20 protein-coding genes are annotated in these 18,069 nt (G+C 35.5%); 2 read left to right on the top strand and 18 right to left on the bottom strand.

Features of this window, described 5'->3' with window-relative positions:
• Positions 1–8 precede the first annotated feature (8 nt).
• Positions 9–602, top strand: coding sequence for an ATP-dependent Clp endopeptidase proteolytic subunit ClpP (gene clpP, locus QQS35_RS02290; protein WP_285930146.1), 594 nt, complete (start codon positions 9–11; stop codon positions 600–602).
• 51 nt (positions 603–653) lie between these two features.
• Here clpP and QQS35_RS02285 read toward each other — a convergent pair whose 3' ends face one another.
• From QQS35_RS02285 to QQS35_RS02250, 8 genes are all read right to left on the bottom strand, one after another.
• Positions 654–905, bottom strand: coding sequence for an HPr family phosphocarrier protein (locus QQS35_RS02285; RefSeq protein WP_285930145.1), 252 nt, complete (start codon positions 903–905; stop codon positions 654–656).
• A gap of 188 nt (positions 906–1,093) precedes the next feature.
• A complete protein-coding gene (whiA, locus tag QQS35_RS02280; protein ID WP_285930144.1) occupies positions 1,094–2,041 on the bottom strand; it encodes a DNA-binding protein WhiA in 948 nt (315 codons plus the stop codon).
• 28 nt (positions 2,042–2,069) lie between these two features.
• Positions 2,070–3,023 (bottom strand): gluconeogenesis factor YvcK family protein, encoded by a 954-nt coding sequence (locus QQS35_RS02275; RefSeq protein WP_285930143.1) that lies wholly within the window; start codon positions 3,021–3,023, stop codon positions 2,070–2,072.
• A 4-nt stretch (positions 3,024–3,027) separates the two neighbouring features.
• Complete coding sequence (gene rapZ / locus QQS35_RS02270; protein WP_285930142.1) at positions 3,028–3,912, bottom strand: RNase adapter RapZ; 885 nt, start codon at positions 3,910–3,912, stop codon at positions 3,028–3,030.
• Between the two features lie 17 nt (positions 3,913–3,929).
• Positions 3,930–4,394, bottom strand: coding sequence for an NUDIX hydrolase (locus QQS35_RS02265; RefSeq protein ID WP_285930141.1), 465 nt, complete (start codon positions 4,392–4,394; stop codon positions 3,930–3,932).
• A gap of 434 nt (positions 4,395–4,828) precedes the next feature.
• Positions 4,829–5,779 carry a thioredoxin-disulfide reductase gene (trxB, locus tag QQS35_RS02260; RefSeq protein WP_285930140.1) on the bottom strand — a complete coding sequence of 317 codons (951 nt, stop codon included), beginning with the start codon at positions 5,777–5,779 and terminating at the stop codon, positions 4,829–4,831.
• A 102-nt stretch (positions 5,780–5,881) separates the two neighbouring features.
• The gene (locus tag QQS35_RS02255; protein WP_285930139.1) at positions 5,882–6,895 is read right to left on the bottom strand and encodes a tetratricopeptide repeat protein; all 1,014 of its coding nucleotides are present in this window, start codon (positions 6,893–6,895) and stop codon (positions 5,882–5,884) included.
• Positions 6,896–7,086: 191 nt separating this feature from the next.
• Positions 7,087–7,884: a hypothetical protein gene (locus tag QQS35_RS02250; protein ID WP_285930138.1), complete on the bottom strand. Its 798-nt coding sequence runs from the start codon at positions 7,882–7,884 to the stop codon at positions 7,087–7,089.
• Positions 7,885–8,120: 236 nt separating this feature from the next.
• Here QQS35_RS02250 and QQS35_RS02245 point away from each other — a divergent pair, with 236 nt between their 5' ends.
• On the top strand, positions 8,121–9,062 hold the full coding sequence (locus QQS35_RS02245) for a ketopantoate reductase family protein (RefSeq protein ID WP_285930137.1): 942 nt from the start codon (positions 8,121–8,123) through the stop codon (positions 9,060–9,062).
• Positions 9,063–9,147: 85 nt separating this feature from the next.
• Here QQS35_RS02245 and QQS35_RS02240 read toward each other — a convergent pair whose 3' ends face one another.
• The 10 genes from QQS35_RS02240 to bshB2 all read right to left on the bottom strand — a co-directional run bounded on the left by QQS35_RS02240 (position 9,148) and on the right by bshB2 (position 18,024).
• A complete protein-coding gene (locus tag QQS35_RS02240) occupies positions 9,148–10,809 on the bottom strand; it encodes a glycerol-3-phosphate dehydrogenase/oxidase (protein WP_285930136.1) in 1,662 nt (553 codons plus the stop codon).
• A 354-nt stretch (positions 10,810–11,163) separates the two neighbouring features.
• On the bottom strand, positions 11,164–11,688 hold the full coding sequence (locus tag QQS35_RS02235) for an acyltransferase (protein WP_285930135.1): 525 nt from the start codon (positions 11,686–11,688) through the stop codon (positions 11,164–11,166).
• A gap of 4 nt (positions 11,689–11,692) precedes the next feature.
• On the bottom strand, positions 11,693–12,331 hold the full coding sequence (gene ppaX / locus QQS35_RS02230; RefSeq protein WP_285930134.1) for a pyrophosphatase PpaX: 639 nt from the start codon (positions 12,329–12,331) through the stop codon (positions 11,693–11,695).
• Positions 12,306–13,265 carry a nucleoside recognition domain-containing protein gene (locus QQS35_RS02225; RefSeq protein WP_285930133.1) on the bottom strand — a complete coding sequence of 320 codons (960 nt, stop codon included), beginning with the start codon at positions 13,263–13,265 and terminating at the stop codon, positions 12,306–12,308. The genes ppaX and QQS35_RS02225 overlap by 26 nt, the downstream gene beginning before the upstream one ends.
• 127 nt (positions 13,266–13,392) lie before the next feature.
• The gene (lgt, locus tag QQS35_RS02220) at positions 13,393–14,223 is read right to left on the bottom strand and encodes a prolipoprotein diacylglyceryl transferase (protein WP_285930132.1); all 831 of its coding nucleotides are present in this window, start codon (positions 14,221–14,223) and stop codon (positions 13,393–13,395) included.
• A gap of 17 nt (positions 14,224–14,240) precedes the next feature.
• Positions 14,241–15,197 (bottom strand): HPr(Ser) kinase/phosphatase, encoded by a 957-nt coding sequence (hprK, locus tag QQS35_RS02215; protein ID WP_285930131.1) that lies wholly within the window; start codon positions 15,195–15,197, stop codon positions 14,241–14,243.
• Positions 15,198–15,624: 427 nt separating this feature from the next.
• On the bottom strand, positions 15,625–15,987 hold the full coding sequence (locus tag QQS35_RS02210; RefSeq protein WP_285930130.1) for a phage holin family protein: 363 nt from the start codon (positions 15,985–15,987) through the stop codon (positions 15,625–15,627).
• Entirely contained in the window at positions 15,987–16,187 is a 201-nt protein-coding gene (locus tag QQS35_RS02205; protein WP_285930129.1) for a PspC domain-containing protein, read from the bottom strand. The genes QQS35_RS02210 and QQS35_RS02205 overlap by 1 nt, the downstream gene beginning before the upstream one ends.
• A gap of 11 nt (positions 16,188–16,198) precedes the next feature.
• Positions 16,199–17,293: a DUF4097 family beta strand repeat-containing protein gene (locus tag QQS35_RS02200; protein ID WP_285930128.1), complete on the bottom strand. Its 1,095-nt coding sequence runs from the start codon at positions 17,291–17,293 to the stop codon at positions 16,199–16,201.
• Positions 17,294–17,367: 74 nt separating this feature from the next.
• Complete coding sequence (gene bshB2 / locus QQS35_RS02195; protein ID WP_285930127.1) at positions 17,368–18,024, bottom strand: bacillithiol biosynthesis deacetylase BshB2; 657 nt, start codon at positions 18,022–18,024, stop codon at positions 17,368–17,370.
• Positions 18,025–18,069 lie beyond the last annotated feature (45 nt).

Raw genomic sequence — 18,069 nt, 5'->3', positions numbered from 1 at the left:
ATTTTCCAATGAATTTAATACCTACAGTTATTGAACAAACAAACCGTGGAGAACGTGCGTATGATATTTATTCTAGACTTCTAAAAGACAGAATCATTATGCTAGGAAGTGGGATTGATGATAACGTAGCAAATAGCATCGTATCACAATTACTATTCTTAGCTGCTGAAGATCCTGATAAGGACATCTCACTATATATCAATTCACCAGGTGGATCGATTACAGCTGGAATGGCTATTTACGATACAATGCAATTCATTAAACCTAATGTATCAACTATCTGTATTGGAATGGCAGCATCAATGGGAGCATTTTTATTAGCAGCTGGTGAAAAAGGTAAACGTTATGCCTTGCCTAATAGTGAAGTAATGATTCACCAACCACTTGGTGGTACACAAGGTCAAGCAACAGATATTCAAATTCATGCGAAACGTATTATTGAAATGCGTAGCAAATTGAACAAAATTCTTTCTGAACGTACTGGTCAACCATTAGAAGTAATTGAACGTGATACTGAACGTGATAATTTCATGGAAGCACCTAAAGCAAAAGAATATGGTTTAATCGATAAAGTAATGGAGAAAAAGCCAACTGAAGAATAAAACAAAACAGACCCTTCCTTTAATGCTGGAAGGGTCTTTATTAATGATTTATTATTTAGAAACGAAGGCAATTAATTCCGTTAAGGCGATTTGATCATCTGTTCCATCCACAATTAGATTTATTGTCTCACCACTTGTTATCGCTAAACTCATTAAACCCATAATACTTTTAGCATTTACTCGTCTTTCACCTTTCTCAATAAATACTTCTGATGAAAAACTGTTTGCTTTTTGTACAAACTCGGCTGCTGGCCTTGCTTGAAGACCAGTTACCAGCTCCACAACTACAGATTTCTCGACCAACGTTCATTCCCCTCTCTATCTTAAATTCCTTATAAAAGAAAGCGCTAACATATCCAGTGAGTAAAAGACTCTCTTTTGAAAGAGAGCTTTGTATAATTATATCATGTGCAATATTACGTACACAAGTGACTTTACATAAGGTATGATAAATAATACTAAAAATGACTACAAAACTAAGATGTTATCAATTATTTTTCTATAGCTTCACCGCTTTTAAGTTTTTCAGCGAACTCATCAATTTTTCTTAATCGATGATTGATTCCTGATTTACTGATTTTTCCGGTAGACACAAGCTCACCTAACTCTTTTAGAGAAACATCTTGATGTTGTACTCGCAATGAAGCAATCTCTTGTAACTTTTCAGGCAACGCTTGTAAACCAACAGTCCGATCAATAAACCGAATATTTTCTACTTGACGAAAGGCAGCTCCAATTGTTTTATTTAGATTAGCCGTTTCACAGTTTACTAACCGATTTACGGAATTTCTCATATCTCTTATAATACGTACATCTTCGAACTTAAGTAATGCTTTATGTGCTCCAATATGATTAAAAAACTCTGTTATTTTCTCTGCTTCTTTAATATACGTTATAAAACCTTTCTTTCTTTCTAAAATCCGGGCATGTAATGTTAATTTATTCATGAGGTCACATAATGATTCATTGTGTTCTTGATAAAAATTAAATATTTCCAAATGATAGGAAGATGTTTCAGGATTATTTACAGAACCCCCTGCTAAAAAGGCTCCACGTAAATAGGCTCTTCGACAACAAGGTTTATCTAGAAATTTACTTGAGATTTCTCTAACTAGTGTGAAAGGTTCATGTAAGATTTCTAAGTCTGCTAATATCGTTCTTACCCCTTCGCTCATTCGCACAATATATACATTATTCTTTTTCAATTTCATTTTTTTTCGAACAAGTAATTCTACAGGAAAGGAATAAAGTGATTTTATTAATGTATATATTCTACGAGCTATGGCAGCATTTTCTGTTTGAACATCAAGTACATATTCCTGCCTAGATAAGGAGATGGCTCCGTTCATTCGAATTAGTGCAGCTAACTCTGATTGAGCGCAACAGTTTTCATTTTTAATTTGTGTAAGTTCTTTCTTAATCTCAGAAGCAAATGACAACTCCTTCACCCCCTATTCTAATCAACTATTACAGCAAAGAATATAATAGTTTTGCAACTTTTGATGTATCATGTCGTAACATTTTTTTTCGATGGTCTATGATATCAGCTTCAATAATTTCTAAACCCATGCTGATTAAACGCTCTGTATCATAAATGACAGGTTCTGCATTTTCCTCTGCATAACTCTCACGGACATCACCTTCAATAGGTTTATTATGCACAATAATGGAATGAATACAACCATCCCCAATATGATTTGTGATTGCTTGTACATGATCCGCAGCAGAGTATCCATTTGTCTCGCCTTCTTGTGTCATCACGTTACAAACATAAACAACTTTCCCTTGCGTATTCCTAAGTGCATCACCAATTTGTGGAACGATCATATTTGGTAACGTACTCGTAAATAGACTTCCAGGAGCTATTACAACAAGATCAGCTGCCTTAATCGCTTCAACCGCTTCAGGTAAAGGTAGTACCGGTTCTGGCTTTAAGAAAACTCGCTTAATTTGTTTATTAGCTAACGGAATGTTTGATTCACCCGAAATGATTTGCCCATCTTCCATTTCTGCATGTAAAAACATATTTTGATTAGCAATGGGGTAAATACTTCCTTTTACATTTAACACACGAGAGATTTCTTTTATTCCATTATAAAAGTCTCCAGTTACTGAAGTCATTGCAGCTAACAGTAAATTACCCATCGAGTGTCCAGATAGGCCATTCCCTTGTTTAAATCTATGTTGAAAAAGTTCCATCAACATAGGCTCCACGTCAGATAAGGCGGCAATAACATTTCGAATATCACCTGGTGCCGGCATTGCCATTTCTGAACGCAACCTACCCGAACTTCCACCATCATCGGCAACTGTTACAATTGCTGACAAATCGATTGGATAATCCTTAAGACCTCGAAGGAGTACAGGCATACCCGTTCCTCCTCCAAGGACAACTACATTTGTATTTTTATTTAAAACCATATAGTTAATGTCCCTTTCTCTTATCTATATCACGGTGACTTACATGGGTGACATAGTTAGCAGAAAAATGTTTAGCTAGGTGCTCAGAAATCGCAACAGAACGGTGCTGTCCACCAGTGCAGCCAATGGCGATAACTAACTGACTTTTCCCTTCTTTTCGGTATTGCGGTAACATAAACTGTAGTAAATCAATTACCTTATCCATGAATTTTTGTGTTTCTGACCATTTAAAAACATAGGAAGATACGTCTTGATTTAAACCCGTTAACGGTCTCATATGTTCGACATAATGTGGGTTAGGTAAAAAACGTACATCAAATACTAAATCTGCATCGATTGGCAAGCCATATTTAAAGCCAAAGGAAGCCATATGAACCGAGAAAATCTCCTGTTCTTGCGTACCATATTTGTTAACAATTTTTTCTCTTAATTCTTTAGGTTTTAAGTTAGTCGTATTAATAATGTTTTGAGCTCTTCCTCTTAACTCGTCTAAAATTTTTCTTTCTAACTCAATTCCTTCTAATGGTAATCCTTCTTGTGCAAGTGGATGAGATCTTCTCGTCTCTTTATAACGTGACACCAGTGTTTTGTCATCTGCATCTAGAAATAGAATATGTTCTTCTAACCAATCCTGTTTACCTAATTTATCAAGTGCACCAAATAATGCATCAAAAAACTCTCTACCCCGAAGATCCATAACTAAAGCAACATTTTTAATGTTATTTGTAGCATCTCTCATTAACTCTAGAAATTTTGGTAGTAAAGCAGGTGGTAAATTATCAACACAGTAATAGCCAAGATCCTCAAAGCTTTGCACAGCAACTGTTTTTCCAGCACCTGACATACCCGTTATTATGACTAGTTTAGTTTCTTGCTCCTTATTTACCAATTAAAACCCCTCCTTTTTTAGTTGCTTGATGGATTAAGGTTACTCTCAATTAATTGATAATCATCCGTATACGTGAACGTACCATCAATTAGGTCATCATAAGTCAAAATAGATTTATAAATAAAGCGATCACCCTCAGCCATTGGTTTATCTAACACTTCACCAAGTGGAACCCACTCTAATTCTCCCTCATTACAAAACTCCACAAGTTCACCATTAGATTGTTCACATAAAAAAGTAAACATCATCCATTCTTGTTTCATTGCTTCATTTTCTTTAATGATGAACGTAAACGTACCTCGAAGTTTTGGTTCAACTAATTCAAGGCCTGTCTCTTCTTTATATTCTCTAACTACAGCCTGTTTAACAGACTCTCCTGATTCCATCTTTCCACCAGGCATTGCATACCAGCCACGTCGAGGTTTTTTTAACATTAATATATGATTGTTTTGTTTTAAAATACAATTTGTTACGCGTCTCAATTTATCATCTCTTTCTTTTAAAGAAACTAAGCACTCGCAGTAACGAAGTTTAGCTTATACTATCAATGAGTAAACATGTGTGTTACATCGTATGAACTCAGTCTCAAAATCTACGCATTAAATAGCAGATGCTATTGTTTTTCAGTAAGATATTTTAAGATTGTTTAGTGAGCCTTCTTCTTATATTATACAATGAATATTTCACAACTAACAATATTATGAGCTTTTTTAGTAGTTTGTCTTTTTCATCGTCCACGAAAAGAGCCTAATATAAAAATCCAAAAAAATTGCACAGGTGATAAACACCTGTGCGTTAAAGTATATTTATTAAAAGGGGGTCAATTAGTTAAGTTCATTGTACCGCAAAATTGTTTCGTGCGTGTTACAACAGGGTTAAAAAGCTTTTACGTTGTAATGTCATTATATTACAACGGTTATTTTACAGCATCTAAAGATTCAACTAAGTTTTCAATATACGACTGTGCCGCTTGTGCCGCAATGCTTCCATCACCAGTCGCAGTTACAATCTGACGCAATTCTTTCTCACGAATATCGCCAGCTGCGAATACACCTTCAACATTTGTTTCCATCTTTTCATTGGTTGGAATATAACCTTCTTCATTGGTAATTCCTAATGATTTAAATGGATCACTTAACGGAATCATACCAATATAGATAAAAGCACCATCTGTAGGTTTGTTATATTCTTCACCTGTTTTTTGATTTACTAACGTTACACTACCAACTTTTCCATCTTTGTCGTTAATAGTCTTAACCGTTGTATCCCAAATAAAATCAATCTTTTCATTGTTAAATGCACGATCTTGAAGAATTTTTTGCGCTCTTAGCTTATCTCGTCTGTGAACAATCGTTACCTTGCTTGCAAATCGTGTTAGATATACACCTTCTTCAACAGCAGAATCTCCCCCGCCAACTACTACTAATTCTTTTCCTTTGAAGAAAGCTCCATCACATACTGCACAATAAGAGACACCACGTCCGCTCAATTCTTGTTCTCCAGGTACACCAATTTTTTTATACTGAGCACCAGTAGTAATTATTAACGCGCGCGTTTTGTACTCTTTTTTCCCAGCAATGATTGTTTTATACTCTTTTCCATCTTTAATTTCTTTAATATCACCATATGCATATTCTGCACCAAATTTTTTTGAGTGATCGAACATTTTATTAGATAAATCAGGTCCTAAAATATGATCATAACCAGGATAGTTTTCAACGTCTTCTGTATTAGCCATTTGTCCACCTGGTATTCCTCGTTCTAACATAAGTGTGTCAAGATTTGCACGTGACGTATAAACAGCAGCAGTCATTCCCGCTGGTCCAGCACCTGCAATAATAACATCATAAATACGTTCATCGGACATTATTCCTCGCCCCTTTCAAGCTATTCAACAATATTATGATATGAAAGATGTCTTAGGTCTAGTATTATGCTCAACTACATATATTAGTATATTAAGATACTGTTATTCTTGTACCCAAGGAATAGGCTCTTTACGCAAAACTGGGTGTCGCTTACAACCTTCCTCCCATAATTCAATTGCCTTAGACAGTTTATTAACGTGATAGGCAGAGAAACTAAACCAATGGAAATAAGAAGCATGCCCTTTTAATTGAGATTTAGTTAAAGTGATAAACCTCTCATAAGCTTCTTTATAAAGACCTGTTCTTGCAAGCGTAGTAGCAATGCGTAGTTTTTGCTGCTCATGAATCGGAAATACATTCTGTAGTGAAGAAATGTACTTATTAAATAAAGCTTCATTTTTTTGTTCTGAATAAAAAACCGCTAAATTCGTTTGACTAAATAATGATTGCGGTTCTTCTTCTAGCCACTCTAACTCCATGTTAATTGCTTCCTCTTCTTGACCAGAAAAAAACAAAGCAAAACTATATTCATGTTTAGCAGCTATATGTTCTGGAAAAACAACCATCATTTCTTCTAGTAATGCTATCGCTTGATCCCATTCACGGCGCTCAAGGTGATAGAAAGCAGTCTCTTGATAGATTAATAGTTCATCTTCTTCCTCAAAAGCCCAATCATCGTCATCATCTTCATCACCAATATCAAGAACAGTCAATAAATTTTCTGCATCTTCTCTAAAATCACCGTCTTGTGCTTTTTCTAAATAAGATAATGTGTATTTTTTCGCATCTTGTAATAAACCAAGGTGCGCATAGTTATTAGCAATTAAATAATAACAATCAACATAACTATCGCCATATTCTGACAGCACTTTTGTTAATATTTGGTTTGCTGTATGATAAGAACCGATTTCTGTATAAATAATTGACATCTGACAATGATAAACAGCTTCATCTGGTGATGTTTCTACTGCTTTTTTTAACCATTTCAGAGCAATGTCAAATTTTCGTTTATTAAAAGCTTCAACACCCTTGGTAAAATAAAAATCACCATCAGGTATAAAAGGGATGACTTTATCTATTTTTGTCTCTATAGAAATACCCTCTGTCGTTTGCATCTGTCTTCCCCCTTTAAAAAGCGTCCAAAAAGGAGAACACTCCTTGAACAACTCAAGTCCTTCATTCGTCATAGTAATCTAGTATTCTGTGACTTTCGACATAGTTTTATAACGTTTGAATTATATCACAGTTTAAAGCATTATTATATAGCAAAATCAAGCTAACAAGCGAAAATGCCAACAATAATTGTTTATGATTTCTTAGTGATAGCAAATAGTAATATGATTAACGAATAGGGTATTTCAACCGAATCATACCAAATAATTAGGCTTCCATTTGCTTTAGCAAACCGTTCAGATTCTATCGGTATTGCATTTGGTTTCATGATAACTTTTCCTATACCTTCACTATCCTGGATCGTTATAAATCCAATCCCATCTTTTGAAGCTTGCCAACGTACCCCGTCATTATCTATGTACTGCAAAACAATATGTTTATCTTGTTTAGAACTATCTAAGTAAGCTATCCCTTTACCTGTTTCATCAAAAACATAGGAGCGCCAATTAAACCCACCTTTTTTCTCCAAATAAAAGATTCTATTTCCATGATAATCTTCTATTCGAAATCTCTTCGGCAAAAAATGACGGATGGAAACAGTTTCTGTTACGATATCTAAGATAAGCTTGATTTTAGACTGTTTTTGTTCAAATATAGATAGGTACTTCGTTTCGTCCATATCCAAAAGAGTAGAAACATTGCCTATTTGATGCTCAATAAACATCCGTCTTGGCCAAGTTGTTGTTACTTTGTTTTCTTCTGGTGCTTTCATTCTTAGTTGCGTGTTCTTAGCTACAGCTAAATCAATACTTCCACTTTTAAGAAACGAAACACTAGCTATTCCTAGAGAAGCAATCAAAAAGATTATTTGCCATTGGGCTGTTATTACGAAAGTTATGATGATTAGTCCAAGTGTCAAAACAGCCATGATCAAACCTGTGACAATCTGTTTAATTGCATCTTGTTTAATGATCCTAGATAATTGTGTCATTGTTTACCTCCAATACATTTCGAAGATTTTAGAATGTAAATCCCTTTCAGTTTTATAGAAAGTATACTATATTCACAAATCAGATTGGGAATCTTTTTTATTTTTAATCGTTATACCATCCTTTTCCGTTGCATACAATTATAGGATGCAATAACAAGTCTACCAAGGGATAATCTTTTCTTTTTTCAAAAGGACAATGTACTATTTATATATAATCATGGAGGTGAGATGTTCTTATGAAAATAGTTGTATTAGGGGCAGGAGCTTTAGGTGCTTATTTCGGGGCAAGATGGCAACAATCTAACCAAGATGTAACATTCCTAGTTAGACCTAAACGTGCAGAGCAACTTAGACAAAATGGCATTATCATACATAGTATCGAAGGTGATTACGCAATAAAACAGCCGCAAGTGGTCACTGACACATCAGAAATAGAAGCGTGCGACCTTGTACTGCTAGCGATTAAGGGGTATCACTTATCAGGGGTCCTAGACGACCTTGAAAACCTAGTTGCAAAAGGAGCAAAGGTACTTCCCATTTTAAATGGAATTGAACATTTTTCATTATTACAATCAAAATTAGGAAATGAAGCAGTTCTAGGAGGACTTTCTTTCATCATTTCCACCTTAAATCAAGAAGGAGATGTCGTTCATTCTAGTCCGTTTCATGATTTGCTTGTCGGTGCGCTTCATCCATCACAAGTTGAATTATGTGAACAAATCGAATTTCTTTCACACAACGCCAATATGAATGTAATAAATAGTCCGAACATACAGACCCATTTATGGAAAAAGTATATGTTTATTACTGCTTTTTCTGGGATTACTACGGCAACAAATCTTGCTATAGGTAGTATTAGAGATCAACCCGCAACCTTTCGAATTGCTGAAAACTTGGTTAAAGACATGCGTAAGTTGGCTAATGCAAATGATATTGCGCTTAATGATAAGCATGTTTCAAAAGCGATTGAAAACATGCAAAAACTAGGTGATGAAGCTACTTCTTCCATGCATCAGGATAGACGTCGACAGCAAGGTTTAGAAGTTGAACATTTACACGGTGGAGCACTACGACTTGCAAAAGAAAAAAACATCGACTTACCTTTTGTTGAAACGATTTATGGAATAATTAAACCGTTTGAGAACCTTAATTATGATAGGACTAAAGAAACCAACTAATACAAGAAATAAAGAAAAACTCTCTTAATTGAGAGTTTTTCTTTATGCCTAATACCGGGTAGATGATTAAAAATTCCATTTATTGCTATGCTTCTGGATTCACTGCCTCTTCTAATAGTTGTCGAAGGTCTCTATAGTAGTACGCTCTTTCTTCCTTTGTATAATCAAATATTTTTGCCATGTAGGCAATCACATTTTCTTGGTTAGCTTTTACCTGTTCCACATCAAAATATAATGCACTCGTTCGCCTAATAAAAAAATCTGCTGGTTTATATATACATTCTTCATCAATCGCATACCTTAATTGGGCAAAGAGCAAGCGATCTAAACTCGCTTCCAACGCTTCGTTATGCAACTCATTGTAATGTCGAAATATTTCCGATACATTGGAGCCATACTTGTTGATCAATTGCTCGGCATTTTCCTTCGATATTCCTATCTCTTCAGCCTCTTTTATTTGATCGGATTTAAATTGTCTAAATCCTTTCGAACCACCAACGTTACCACCAGCTATTGGTATCTCTTTCGTTTCTGATTTTGAATACAAAATACCAATTTCTTGTTTGAATTGATTTACAATAAGGTCAATCACATTTTCTGCCATTTTCCTGTAGCCTGTTAATTTACCACCTGCAATCGAGATCAAACCGGAATCAGAAAGGAAAATCTCATCCTTACGTGATATTTCATTCGGCTCTTTTCCCGCTTCTCCAATCAACGGCCTTAATCCAGCCCAGCTTGATTCAACTTCATCCTTACTGATAGATAGTGATGGGAATTTATAATTCACCGCATCAATAAGATAATCACGGTCCTCTACCGTCATAGTAGGGTGTGCAATCTCACCTTCATAAGTGGTATCCGTGGTGCCTACATATGTTTTGTTATCTCTTGGTATTGCAAAGATCATTCGACCGTCCTTATTGTCGTAGTAAACAGCTTGTTTTAAAGGAAAATCTGAGCTATCAAAGACAATATGTACACCTTTTGTTAAATGGAGTTCTTTCCCCTGTTTCGATCCATCTAACTCTCGAATCGAATCAACCCAAGGCCCTGAAGCATTAATTACTTTCTTTGCATATACGTTGTACTGTTCTCCAGTAATTTGATCTTCTACAACAACACCGATAACTTTTTTGTTATCATCATATATTAATTCTTCTACCTTGGCATAATTTATTGCACGAGCACCATATTCTACTGCTTTTTTCATTACTTCAATGGTCAGCCTCGCATCGTCTGTTTTATACTCAACATAGTAGCCTGCACCTTTTAAATCTGTCTTTTTAAGGAGCGGCTCTTTTTCAAGTGTTTCCTTGCGAGAAAGCATCGTTCTTCGTTCTTGCTTTTTTACTTTTGCCAAGTAATCGTACATGCGTAGACCCAAGTTAGCAGTAAAAGGACCAAAATTACCTTGTTTGTAAAAAGGAAGTAACATCCATTCTGGTTGCGTTACGTGTGGACCATTTTCATAAACGATAGACCTCTCTTTACCAACATCAGCAACCATTGCTAATTCATATTGTTGTAAATAACGAAGGCCACCATGAACGAGTTTAGTAGAACGGCTAGATGTACCGGCAGCAAAGTCTTGCATTTCAAACACCGCTGTCTTAAAACCTCGTGAAGCTCCATCCAATGCTATTCCAGCCCCAGTTATACCTCCACCAATGATTAATACATCTAAGGTTTCATTCATTAATCCTTCATAAACATCATAGCGATATAGATTTGAAAATTTCACCATTTATTGTATCCAACTCCTTTCATGAACGACACAACTGCTTCTATACAATCTTATTTATTCATATCTTTTTGAGAAGATAACTTTTCCCTAGTTTTATCCAAATCAAACGTAAACTTCAGTGTCTAGTTTTCCACTTAATTATCAATTTATCCCGTATTTAACTGCGATAATCATACCTCATTCAGGAGAAATAGAAGAGTAAAAGTAAATGATTACATTAATTTACCTTGTTAATTTCTGACTGATACATTTCTATTTTTAAAAATGCATCAGTCAAAAATCAAATATATAAGGAAAACTAGTAGAGCAAGAGAATTTTATCCTCATACTACTACTAGCAAATTAAGGTGTCTGTCACTTATAGAAATCATCATCTTCTATCCGAGCATCCATTTCTTGTTTCGTATAAATTACTCGCATCGGATTACCCCCAACAAACGTCCCTTCAGGCACGTCTTTATGTACGAGCGTTCCTGCGGAAACAATTGCCCCATCACCAATAGTTACACCAGGTAAAATAGTAGTGTTGGCACCAATCATCACTTCACTTCCAATAACAACATCACCTAGACGATACTCTTTTATTAAATACTCATGTGCAAGGATAGTTGTATTGTAACCAATCACGGTATTCTTTCCAACAGATATGCGCTCTGGAAACATAATATCGAGCATAACCATTAATGCAAAGGCAGTCTTATCACCGACTTCCATACGTAAAAACGTTCGATACAACCAATTTTTCATAGATAAAAACGGGGTGTATCTTGCGATTTGAATGACAAGGAAGTTTTTGATAACTTTCCAAAAAGGAACTGTTTTGTATATATGCCATAAAGAGTTTGCTTCATTCACACGATATCGCTCGGTTTTCCGCATGGTATTACACTCCTAAGATCTTTAAGAGGTCACTCATTTCCTCTAACATATAATCTGGTTGATACGCTTCAAGTGCTTCTCTTCCCTTGATTGTCCATGCAACACCAGCGGTTTTTGTTCCAGCGTTTTTACCTGCTTCGATATCATGATAATTATCACCAACCATTAACGTTGTTGCCGGATGAGCATTTAACTCGGTTAATGCTTTAATAATAGGTTCAGGATGTGGTTTGGCATGTGTTACATCTTCAAGTCCAATAAGTACTTCAAAAAAATCTGTTAAACCTGTTAGGCTTAGACCCATTTCAGCAGTGCTTTTCACCTTAGTTGTAACAATACCTAATTGAAAACCTGCTTGTTTTAATTTAATCATTGTATCTACAACCGTCGGATAAGCTACAACATAACTATCATGGTTAGAAAGGTTATGATCTCGGTAAGTCTGTACGAGTTCATCGACCCGAACAGGATCAACCTTTTTGAAGCTATCCACTAGCGGTGGACCAATAAAATCTAAAATTTGTTCTCGTGTATATGATTTACCTGCATATTTATTAAGTGTGTGAGTGAAAGAAGCAATAATTAATTCATTTGTATCAATTAAAGTTCCATCAAGATCAAATAGAATCGTACGAATGTTCATGGAGTGGCTCCTTCCTTTTTTTTGCACTATTTCGATTCCAAACGAAAGCAATTGCCGCTGTTAAAATAATAGCGGTAGATAATCTAATTAATAATAATGGCCAGACAGGGATACCAAGTGGAATAAATACCAGTGTATCCTCTACAACAGCATGACATGAGACAAGGAATATAAGCGCTAAGCACATATCCTTTTTAGAAACACCGTCTTCTTTTACTGCTTGGATCATTAAACCAGCTCCATAAGCGAGTCCAATCGATAAACCAGCAACTAAAGTCATCGAGGTGTTTTTTTCCATACCAAGAACTTTAGTGAATGGCGCTAACCAATCAGAAACCTTGCTCATCCAACCGAGTTCTCTGAAAAATTGAATGGCCAACATTAATGGTATAACAATAATAGCAAGTTGTACTACACTCATCAATGCTGTTTGAATCCCCAGTATGGTCATATCTATCCATCCACTTGGGACATGATCAGTTTTCGAAATTAACCCATACTGAGCTAATTCACTGCCACCCTTCCAAAAGATATTAATGATAAAGGCAGATAAAAGCGCTAACGCAATTCGCACGCCAACAACAATCAACCAATTAACGCCGACTTTGGAAGCAACCGTAGACTCAATGATCAAATTATGGGAAAAAGATAACATAATAGCCATTATAAATACTTCTTTCACAGAAAAATCAAACGATACAATTGCTCCTATACCAGCATATAAATTAAGCAGATTGCCTATCACTAAGGGAACGGCTGCTTCTCCAGGTAACCCAATCCATTTCATAAATGGACTTATTAATTCAATTAACCAAGGTAATAGTTGTGTATAACGAAGGATCGTTACTATTATCGTGACAGGAAAAATCACTTTTCCGAGTGTCCATGTTACACTTATCCCTTGCTTAAAACCTCGTTGCAGAATGCCTATCACCGTTATTTCTCCTCGCTTTTCACTCGGTCAAATTTAAATGTAAATATGTGATATAAAATCAAAGATGAGGTACAAATAATGTCACCTTGCGGATGCACCTCATCCCTAAAAATATAATCAAACAGTTTTATTTAATTTTTTTGCCGTTATATTTTTTATCCGCTTGACCACTTTTTCTTCGATAAATGATAATAGCTATACCTATAACTACCAATATGATCGAAATAACTTGAGCAGTTCGTAAGTTGCCGATAATATACAAACTATCGGTACGCATGCCTTCAATAAAATAGCGTCCAATCGAATACCAAATAACGTAACTTAAGAAAATTTCTCCTCTTCTAGGATTATACTTCCTTAAAACAAGTAAAAGTATTATACCAAGAAAGTTCCAAAGTGACTCATATAAAAATGTTGGGTGATACATCGTACCATCAATACACATTTGGTTCATAATAAAATCCGGTAAATATTGCAATAAATTATTATATGTAGCTTCGGAAACAGGACCACCATGTGCCTCTTGATTCATGAAGTTTCCCCATCTGCCAATTGCTTGGCCTAAAAGAAGACTTGGAGCAGCTATGTCTGCTAACTGCCAGAAAGATACTTTTTTCACGCGCGCAAAAATAATCGCAGTAATGACAGATCCTATTAATGCACCATGAATCGCAATACCACCTTCCCAGATGGCAAAAATACGCCACAACGGACCATCTACATAATTTTCCCACTCGAATACAACATAATATATTCTCGCAGAAATGATTGCAATTGGAATAGCAAATACGACTAAATCAACAAACAAATCCTTTTGCAATCCTAGTCGGTTAGATTCTCTTGTTGCAAGCCAAAGTCCTAAAAATGCACCAGTCGCAATAATTACTCCATACCAATAAACAGTCAATGGACCAAGATCAAAAAAAACTCTATCCAATTCTTGCACACTACACGACAATTCGTTTCCCCCCTAAATTAATCAAGATCAAGATCTGATTCAACATCCACAGTTTTTTCTGATTTGATCATCGTAGTTAATCGTTCTGAAAATTCTTCTGCTGCGTTAACTCCCATTCGTTTCAAACGGAAATTCATCGCTGCCACTTCAATAATAACCGCAATATTACGACCAGGTCTAACTGGAAGTGTTGCTTTTGGAACTTCTACATCAATTATTTTCATTGTTTCTTCTTCTAATCCTAAACGGTCATATTGTTTCTTCTGATCCCATGTTTCTAAATTAATGATCATCGATATTTTTTTATAAGAACGAACGGACCCCGCACCAAACAATGTCATCACATTTATAATTCCAAGTCCTCTAATTTCTAATAAATGCTCTATTAATGGCGGTGCACTACCTATTAAACGATCATAATCTTCCTGGCGTATTTCCACACTGTCATCTGCTACAAGCCTGTGTCCACGCTTTACTAGTTCAAGTGCTGTTTCACTTTTACCAACACCACTTTGACCGGTAATTAGTACACCAATGCCATATACGTCTACAAGCACACCATGTAGAGCAGTAAATGGTGCAAATTTAGCTTCTAAAAAGTTGGTTAACCTACTAATCACACGAGTAGTTTTATATGGAGAACGCATTAATGGTACACCCGACGCATTACATGCTTCAACTAGCTCTTCAGGGATTTCCAAGCCTCTTGAAACGACAATACCAGGTGTTATATCGGTACATATTCGCTCAGCACGATCTTTTCTTTCCGCATGACTTAAATCAGTATAATAAGAAAGCTCTGTTTTCCCTAACAATTGTAGTCTATCTTTTGGATAATATTTAAAATAACCAGTCATTTCTATTCCAGGTCGAGAAATCTCACTCATTAATATCTCTCGATGAATCCCATCTTTACCAGCAATTAATTCAATATCAAACTGGTTTAATAAATCTTGGGTACGAACTTTCACCATTATTTTCCCTCCAAAGTTGCATAATAGTACGTGTTCAAAAGAAATGCATAAAGTTTGTATAATACAATGGATTTACTCTTCTTTTAAAAACGATATTCAGCCATTGATACTTAGCATTTAGAAACTTTTTGAACCTTAATAATAGATGTCAATTATTGTACTCTATTGTAGCATTTTTTACATAACCAAGCATTACTATTTATCTTTTGTTCCGAAGTTTATTTACGGAATAAAAGCGTAGGCACCTTACTCATCACCTTTAAGGTTAAGTCTAGCCTCGACGTGGCGTACTTAGCCACATAGATGATTGGTTCGGGTAGGCGCTAGAACTAGATGTGGCTGTTCTGCATGTTCAACATTTAGCAATTTTTATAATTGTTTAGACAATACAAAAGCGCAGGTGTAAAACCTACGCTTCCCTATCACTTTATTTATTTAACAGCACTGTATCTCTTATAAGTTTGTTTAATAGCAAGTTCAGTACCGACAGGATTACTGCGGCAATAAGAGCTGTTCCGAACCCATTAATTACAAAAGCACTACCGATTAAACCCTGTGTAATCATAAGCGTAATCGCATTTATAACAAATAGAAATAGCCCTAATGTCACAAAAGTAATTGGCAAGGTCAACACAACTAAAATTGGCTTAACAATTACATTTAGAATCGATAAGATAATACTAGCTAAAATCGCTGTCCCAAACCCTTCTAAACGAAAAGATTCAAATAATTGAGCGACAACAATAAGGGCAACTGCGTTTAATAAGAGCGAGAGTAATAAGCGTTTCATTAAATAACGTCCTCTTCTTTAGGAATTATAAAAGCAGCACCGATGTAGAAAAACACTAATGGAAAACCAGCCGTAAATGGAATGGCAATAAAGAAGACTAAGCGTACAATAGTAGGATCTATGTTAAAATAATCCGATATACCTCCAAGCACACCGGTTAGCATCCGTTCTTTTTTTGAGCGAACTAGTCTTTTTTTCAAAATAACCCTCCTCACTCATTTGGTAAAATCCATACTGATCCAGTCTTTGTTTCTGCCTCGATATGGAGTAATGATGAAAATTGATTATTTGCTTCAAAATGCAGCGAGCGTTTTATAACTTCCTTTGTTTCATTCAAGACATTATAATCATCTAAATTACAGTGAATTTGACCAATATTACTTTCTACTTTACCTTCAATTTTCACTAGTTGAGGAACACTTAAACGAATACTTCCTGTTGTAGTTCTAAAGAAGCCTGTTTTTGTTTGTGCATCTGCCCATACACAATGGATACTCCCATTAACCGTTTGGGCATCGATAGCTTCATACTTCCCATTCAAACGTATCGAGCCATTAATTGTTTCTGTCTCAACTTCTTTAATATTTGACTGATCAAGCTTTATCATACCATTAGCTGTCTCCAAATACAGTAGGTCAGCATCAATTGTGCTTAATGAAATAGCTCCATTAGTTGTCTTAGCATGTAAATGCTTTGTATTTATATTACCCGCATCGATTGGGCCATTAAACAACTTAATCGTAATTTTTTCATACAATTTACTAGGCACTTTCATGACTACATCGGTTTTAATTTGTTTGGATGGCAAATTAAATTGCAGACGATTTTCTACAATATCAAAACTACAATCTTCCAAAAATTTTAAACGTCCTTGTTTTTGATCACTTACCTGATACACTTTCGCTTCACATTCCACTCTTACATCTGATTCATTCCAAGGTGTTAGTGTGAAACTTCCGTTTGCTATATCAATATCAATGTTCGATACATCTACATGTTGGCTATGATATATATGTGAAACATTTGTGTGTGTACCAAAGTTAAAATCCAAATCTACATTTTTAACTTTGTTAAAAGCTTCTTCAATAAATCCGAGAAATTTAGCTTTTTTGTTTGAACTTGATTGTTTTTTGCTATTGGAATGGTAGGATTCACCTTGGTCCCACTTAACTTGTTCTGTTAGTTCATAGGATTGTTTTTTTTCCTGTTCTGCATAGTTTAACGCTTCAAATAATTCTTCGGCTTCCTCAGAACTAATAATTCCGTCCTCTACCATCTTTAAAATTTTTCTTTGCTCTTCATTCATCTTAGGACCCCCTTACCAGTCTTATATGGAGTGATTAAGCATCATAGAACAACGAATTTCATATAAGAAATCATTTAGAAATTCCAAGTGTAAAACTGTTCATTGCCTAGTCTTTCCTTTGCAATGGCTTCAATATCATCCGTTTCAGGGTTCATACTACCTAGTACACCCTGTGCTTGCGAATGGTGTGCTAATATTGTTTGCATTTTTTTCTTGAAAAATGGTGAAATATCAATCGATATATCTGGCTCTCCTAATTCTTCCAAGTGGTTACGGCTAATTGCTTGAGCCCATACATTAGGTCGACGATTTGTTTCGATACGTTTAACTGCTTCAATAGCAGCTGCGCCTAGTGCATCATGGTCAGGGTGAACCGCATGTCCTGGATAATGTGTGATAACTAAACTTGGTTCAATTGTTTCAATTAAACCTTTCAAATGTTCAGCAATCTCGTCTCTTGATTCAAACTCTAATGTTTTGTCTCGATAACCTAACATTTTTAGTTCGACATCTAAAACTTTGCATGCATCGATTAATTCTTTTTTTCTAACTTCTGGTAACGTTTCACGATTGGCAAATGTCGGGTTGCCCATATTCCTACCCATTTCACCTAGGGTGCCACACAGGTAAGTAACTGGCACACCTTGTTCGCGGAATTTCGTAATTGTTCCTGATGCTCCAAATGCTTCATCATCTGGGTGAGGATAAATGACTACTACGTGTTTTTCCACAAAACTCACTTCTTCCTTTTTAAAATTGTTGACTAAAAATCTATA

Source organism: Aquibacillus rhizosphaerae, assembly GCF_030282825.1.
Taxonomy (GTDB): domain Bacteria; phylum Bacillota; class Bacilli; order Bacillales; family Amphibacillaceae; genus Aquibacillus_C; species Aquibacillus_C rhizosphaerae.
The sequence above is the reverse complement of the archived record's forward strand: the minus strand, read 5'-3'. Positions and strand labels throughout refer to the sequence as shown.

What these genes read in the sequence shown, in the direction of transcription:
- clpP (WP_285930146.1), top strand. Translation starts at nt 9, where the DNA reads ATGAATTTAATACCTACAGTTATTGAACAAACAAACCGTGGAGAACGT.
- QQS35_RS02275 (WP_285930143.1), bottom strand. Translation starts at nt 3,023, where the DNA reads ATGGTTTTAAATAAAAATACAAATGTAGTTGTCCTTGGAGGAGGAACG.
- trxB (WP_285930140.1), bottom strand. Translation starts at nt 5,779, where the DNA reads ATGTCCGATGAACGTATTTATGATGTTATTATTGCAGGTGCTGGACCA.
- QQS35_RS02255 (WP_285930139.1), bottom strand. Translation starts at nt 6,895, where the DNA reads ATGCAAACGACAGAGGGTATTTCTATAGAGACAAAAATAGATAAAGTC.
- QQS35_RS02250 (WP_285930138.1), bottom strand. Translation starts at nt 7,884, where the DNA reads ATGACACAATTATCTAGGATCATTAAACAAGATGCAATTAAACAGATT.
- QQS35_RS02245 (WP_285930137.1), top strand. Translation starts at nt 8,121, where the DNA reads ATGAAAATAGTTGTATTAGGGGCAGGAGCTTTAGGTGCTTATTTCGGG.
- QQS35_RS02240 (WP_285930136.1), bottom strand. Translation starts at nt 10,809, where the DNA reads ATGGTGAAATTTTCAAATCTATATCGCTATGATGTTTATGAAGGATTA.
- QQS35_RS02235 (WP_285930135.1), bottom strand. Translation starts at nt 11,688, where the DNA reads ATGCGGAAAACCGAGCGATATCGTGTGAATGAAGCAAACTCTTTATGG.
- ppaX (WP_285930134.1), bottom strand. Translation starts at nt 12,331, where the DNA reads ATGAACATTCGTACGATTCTATTTGATCTTGATGGAACTTTAATTGAT.
- hprK (WP_285930131.1), bottom strand. Translation starts at nt 15,197, where the DNA reads ATGGTGAAAGTTCGTACCCAAGATTTATTAAACCAGTTTGATATTGAA.
- QQS35_RS02210 (WP_285930130.1), bottom strand. Translation starts at nt 15,987, where the DNA reads ATGAAACGCTTATTACTCTCGCTCTTATTAAACGCAGTTGCCCTTATT.
- QQS35_RS02200 (WP_285930128.1), bottom strand. Translation starts at nt 17,293, where the DNA reads ATGAATGAAGAGCAAAGAAAAATTTTAAAGATGGTAGAGGACGGAATT.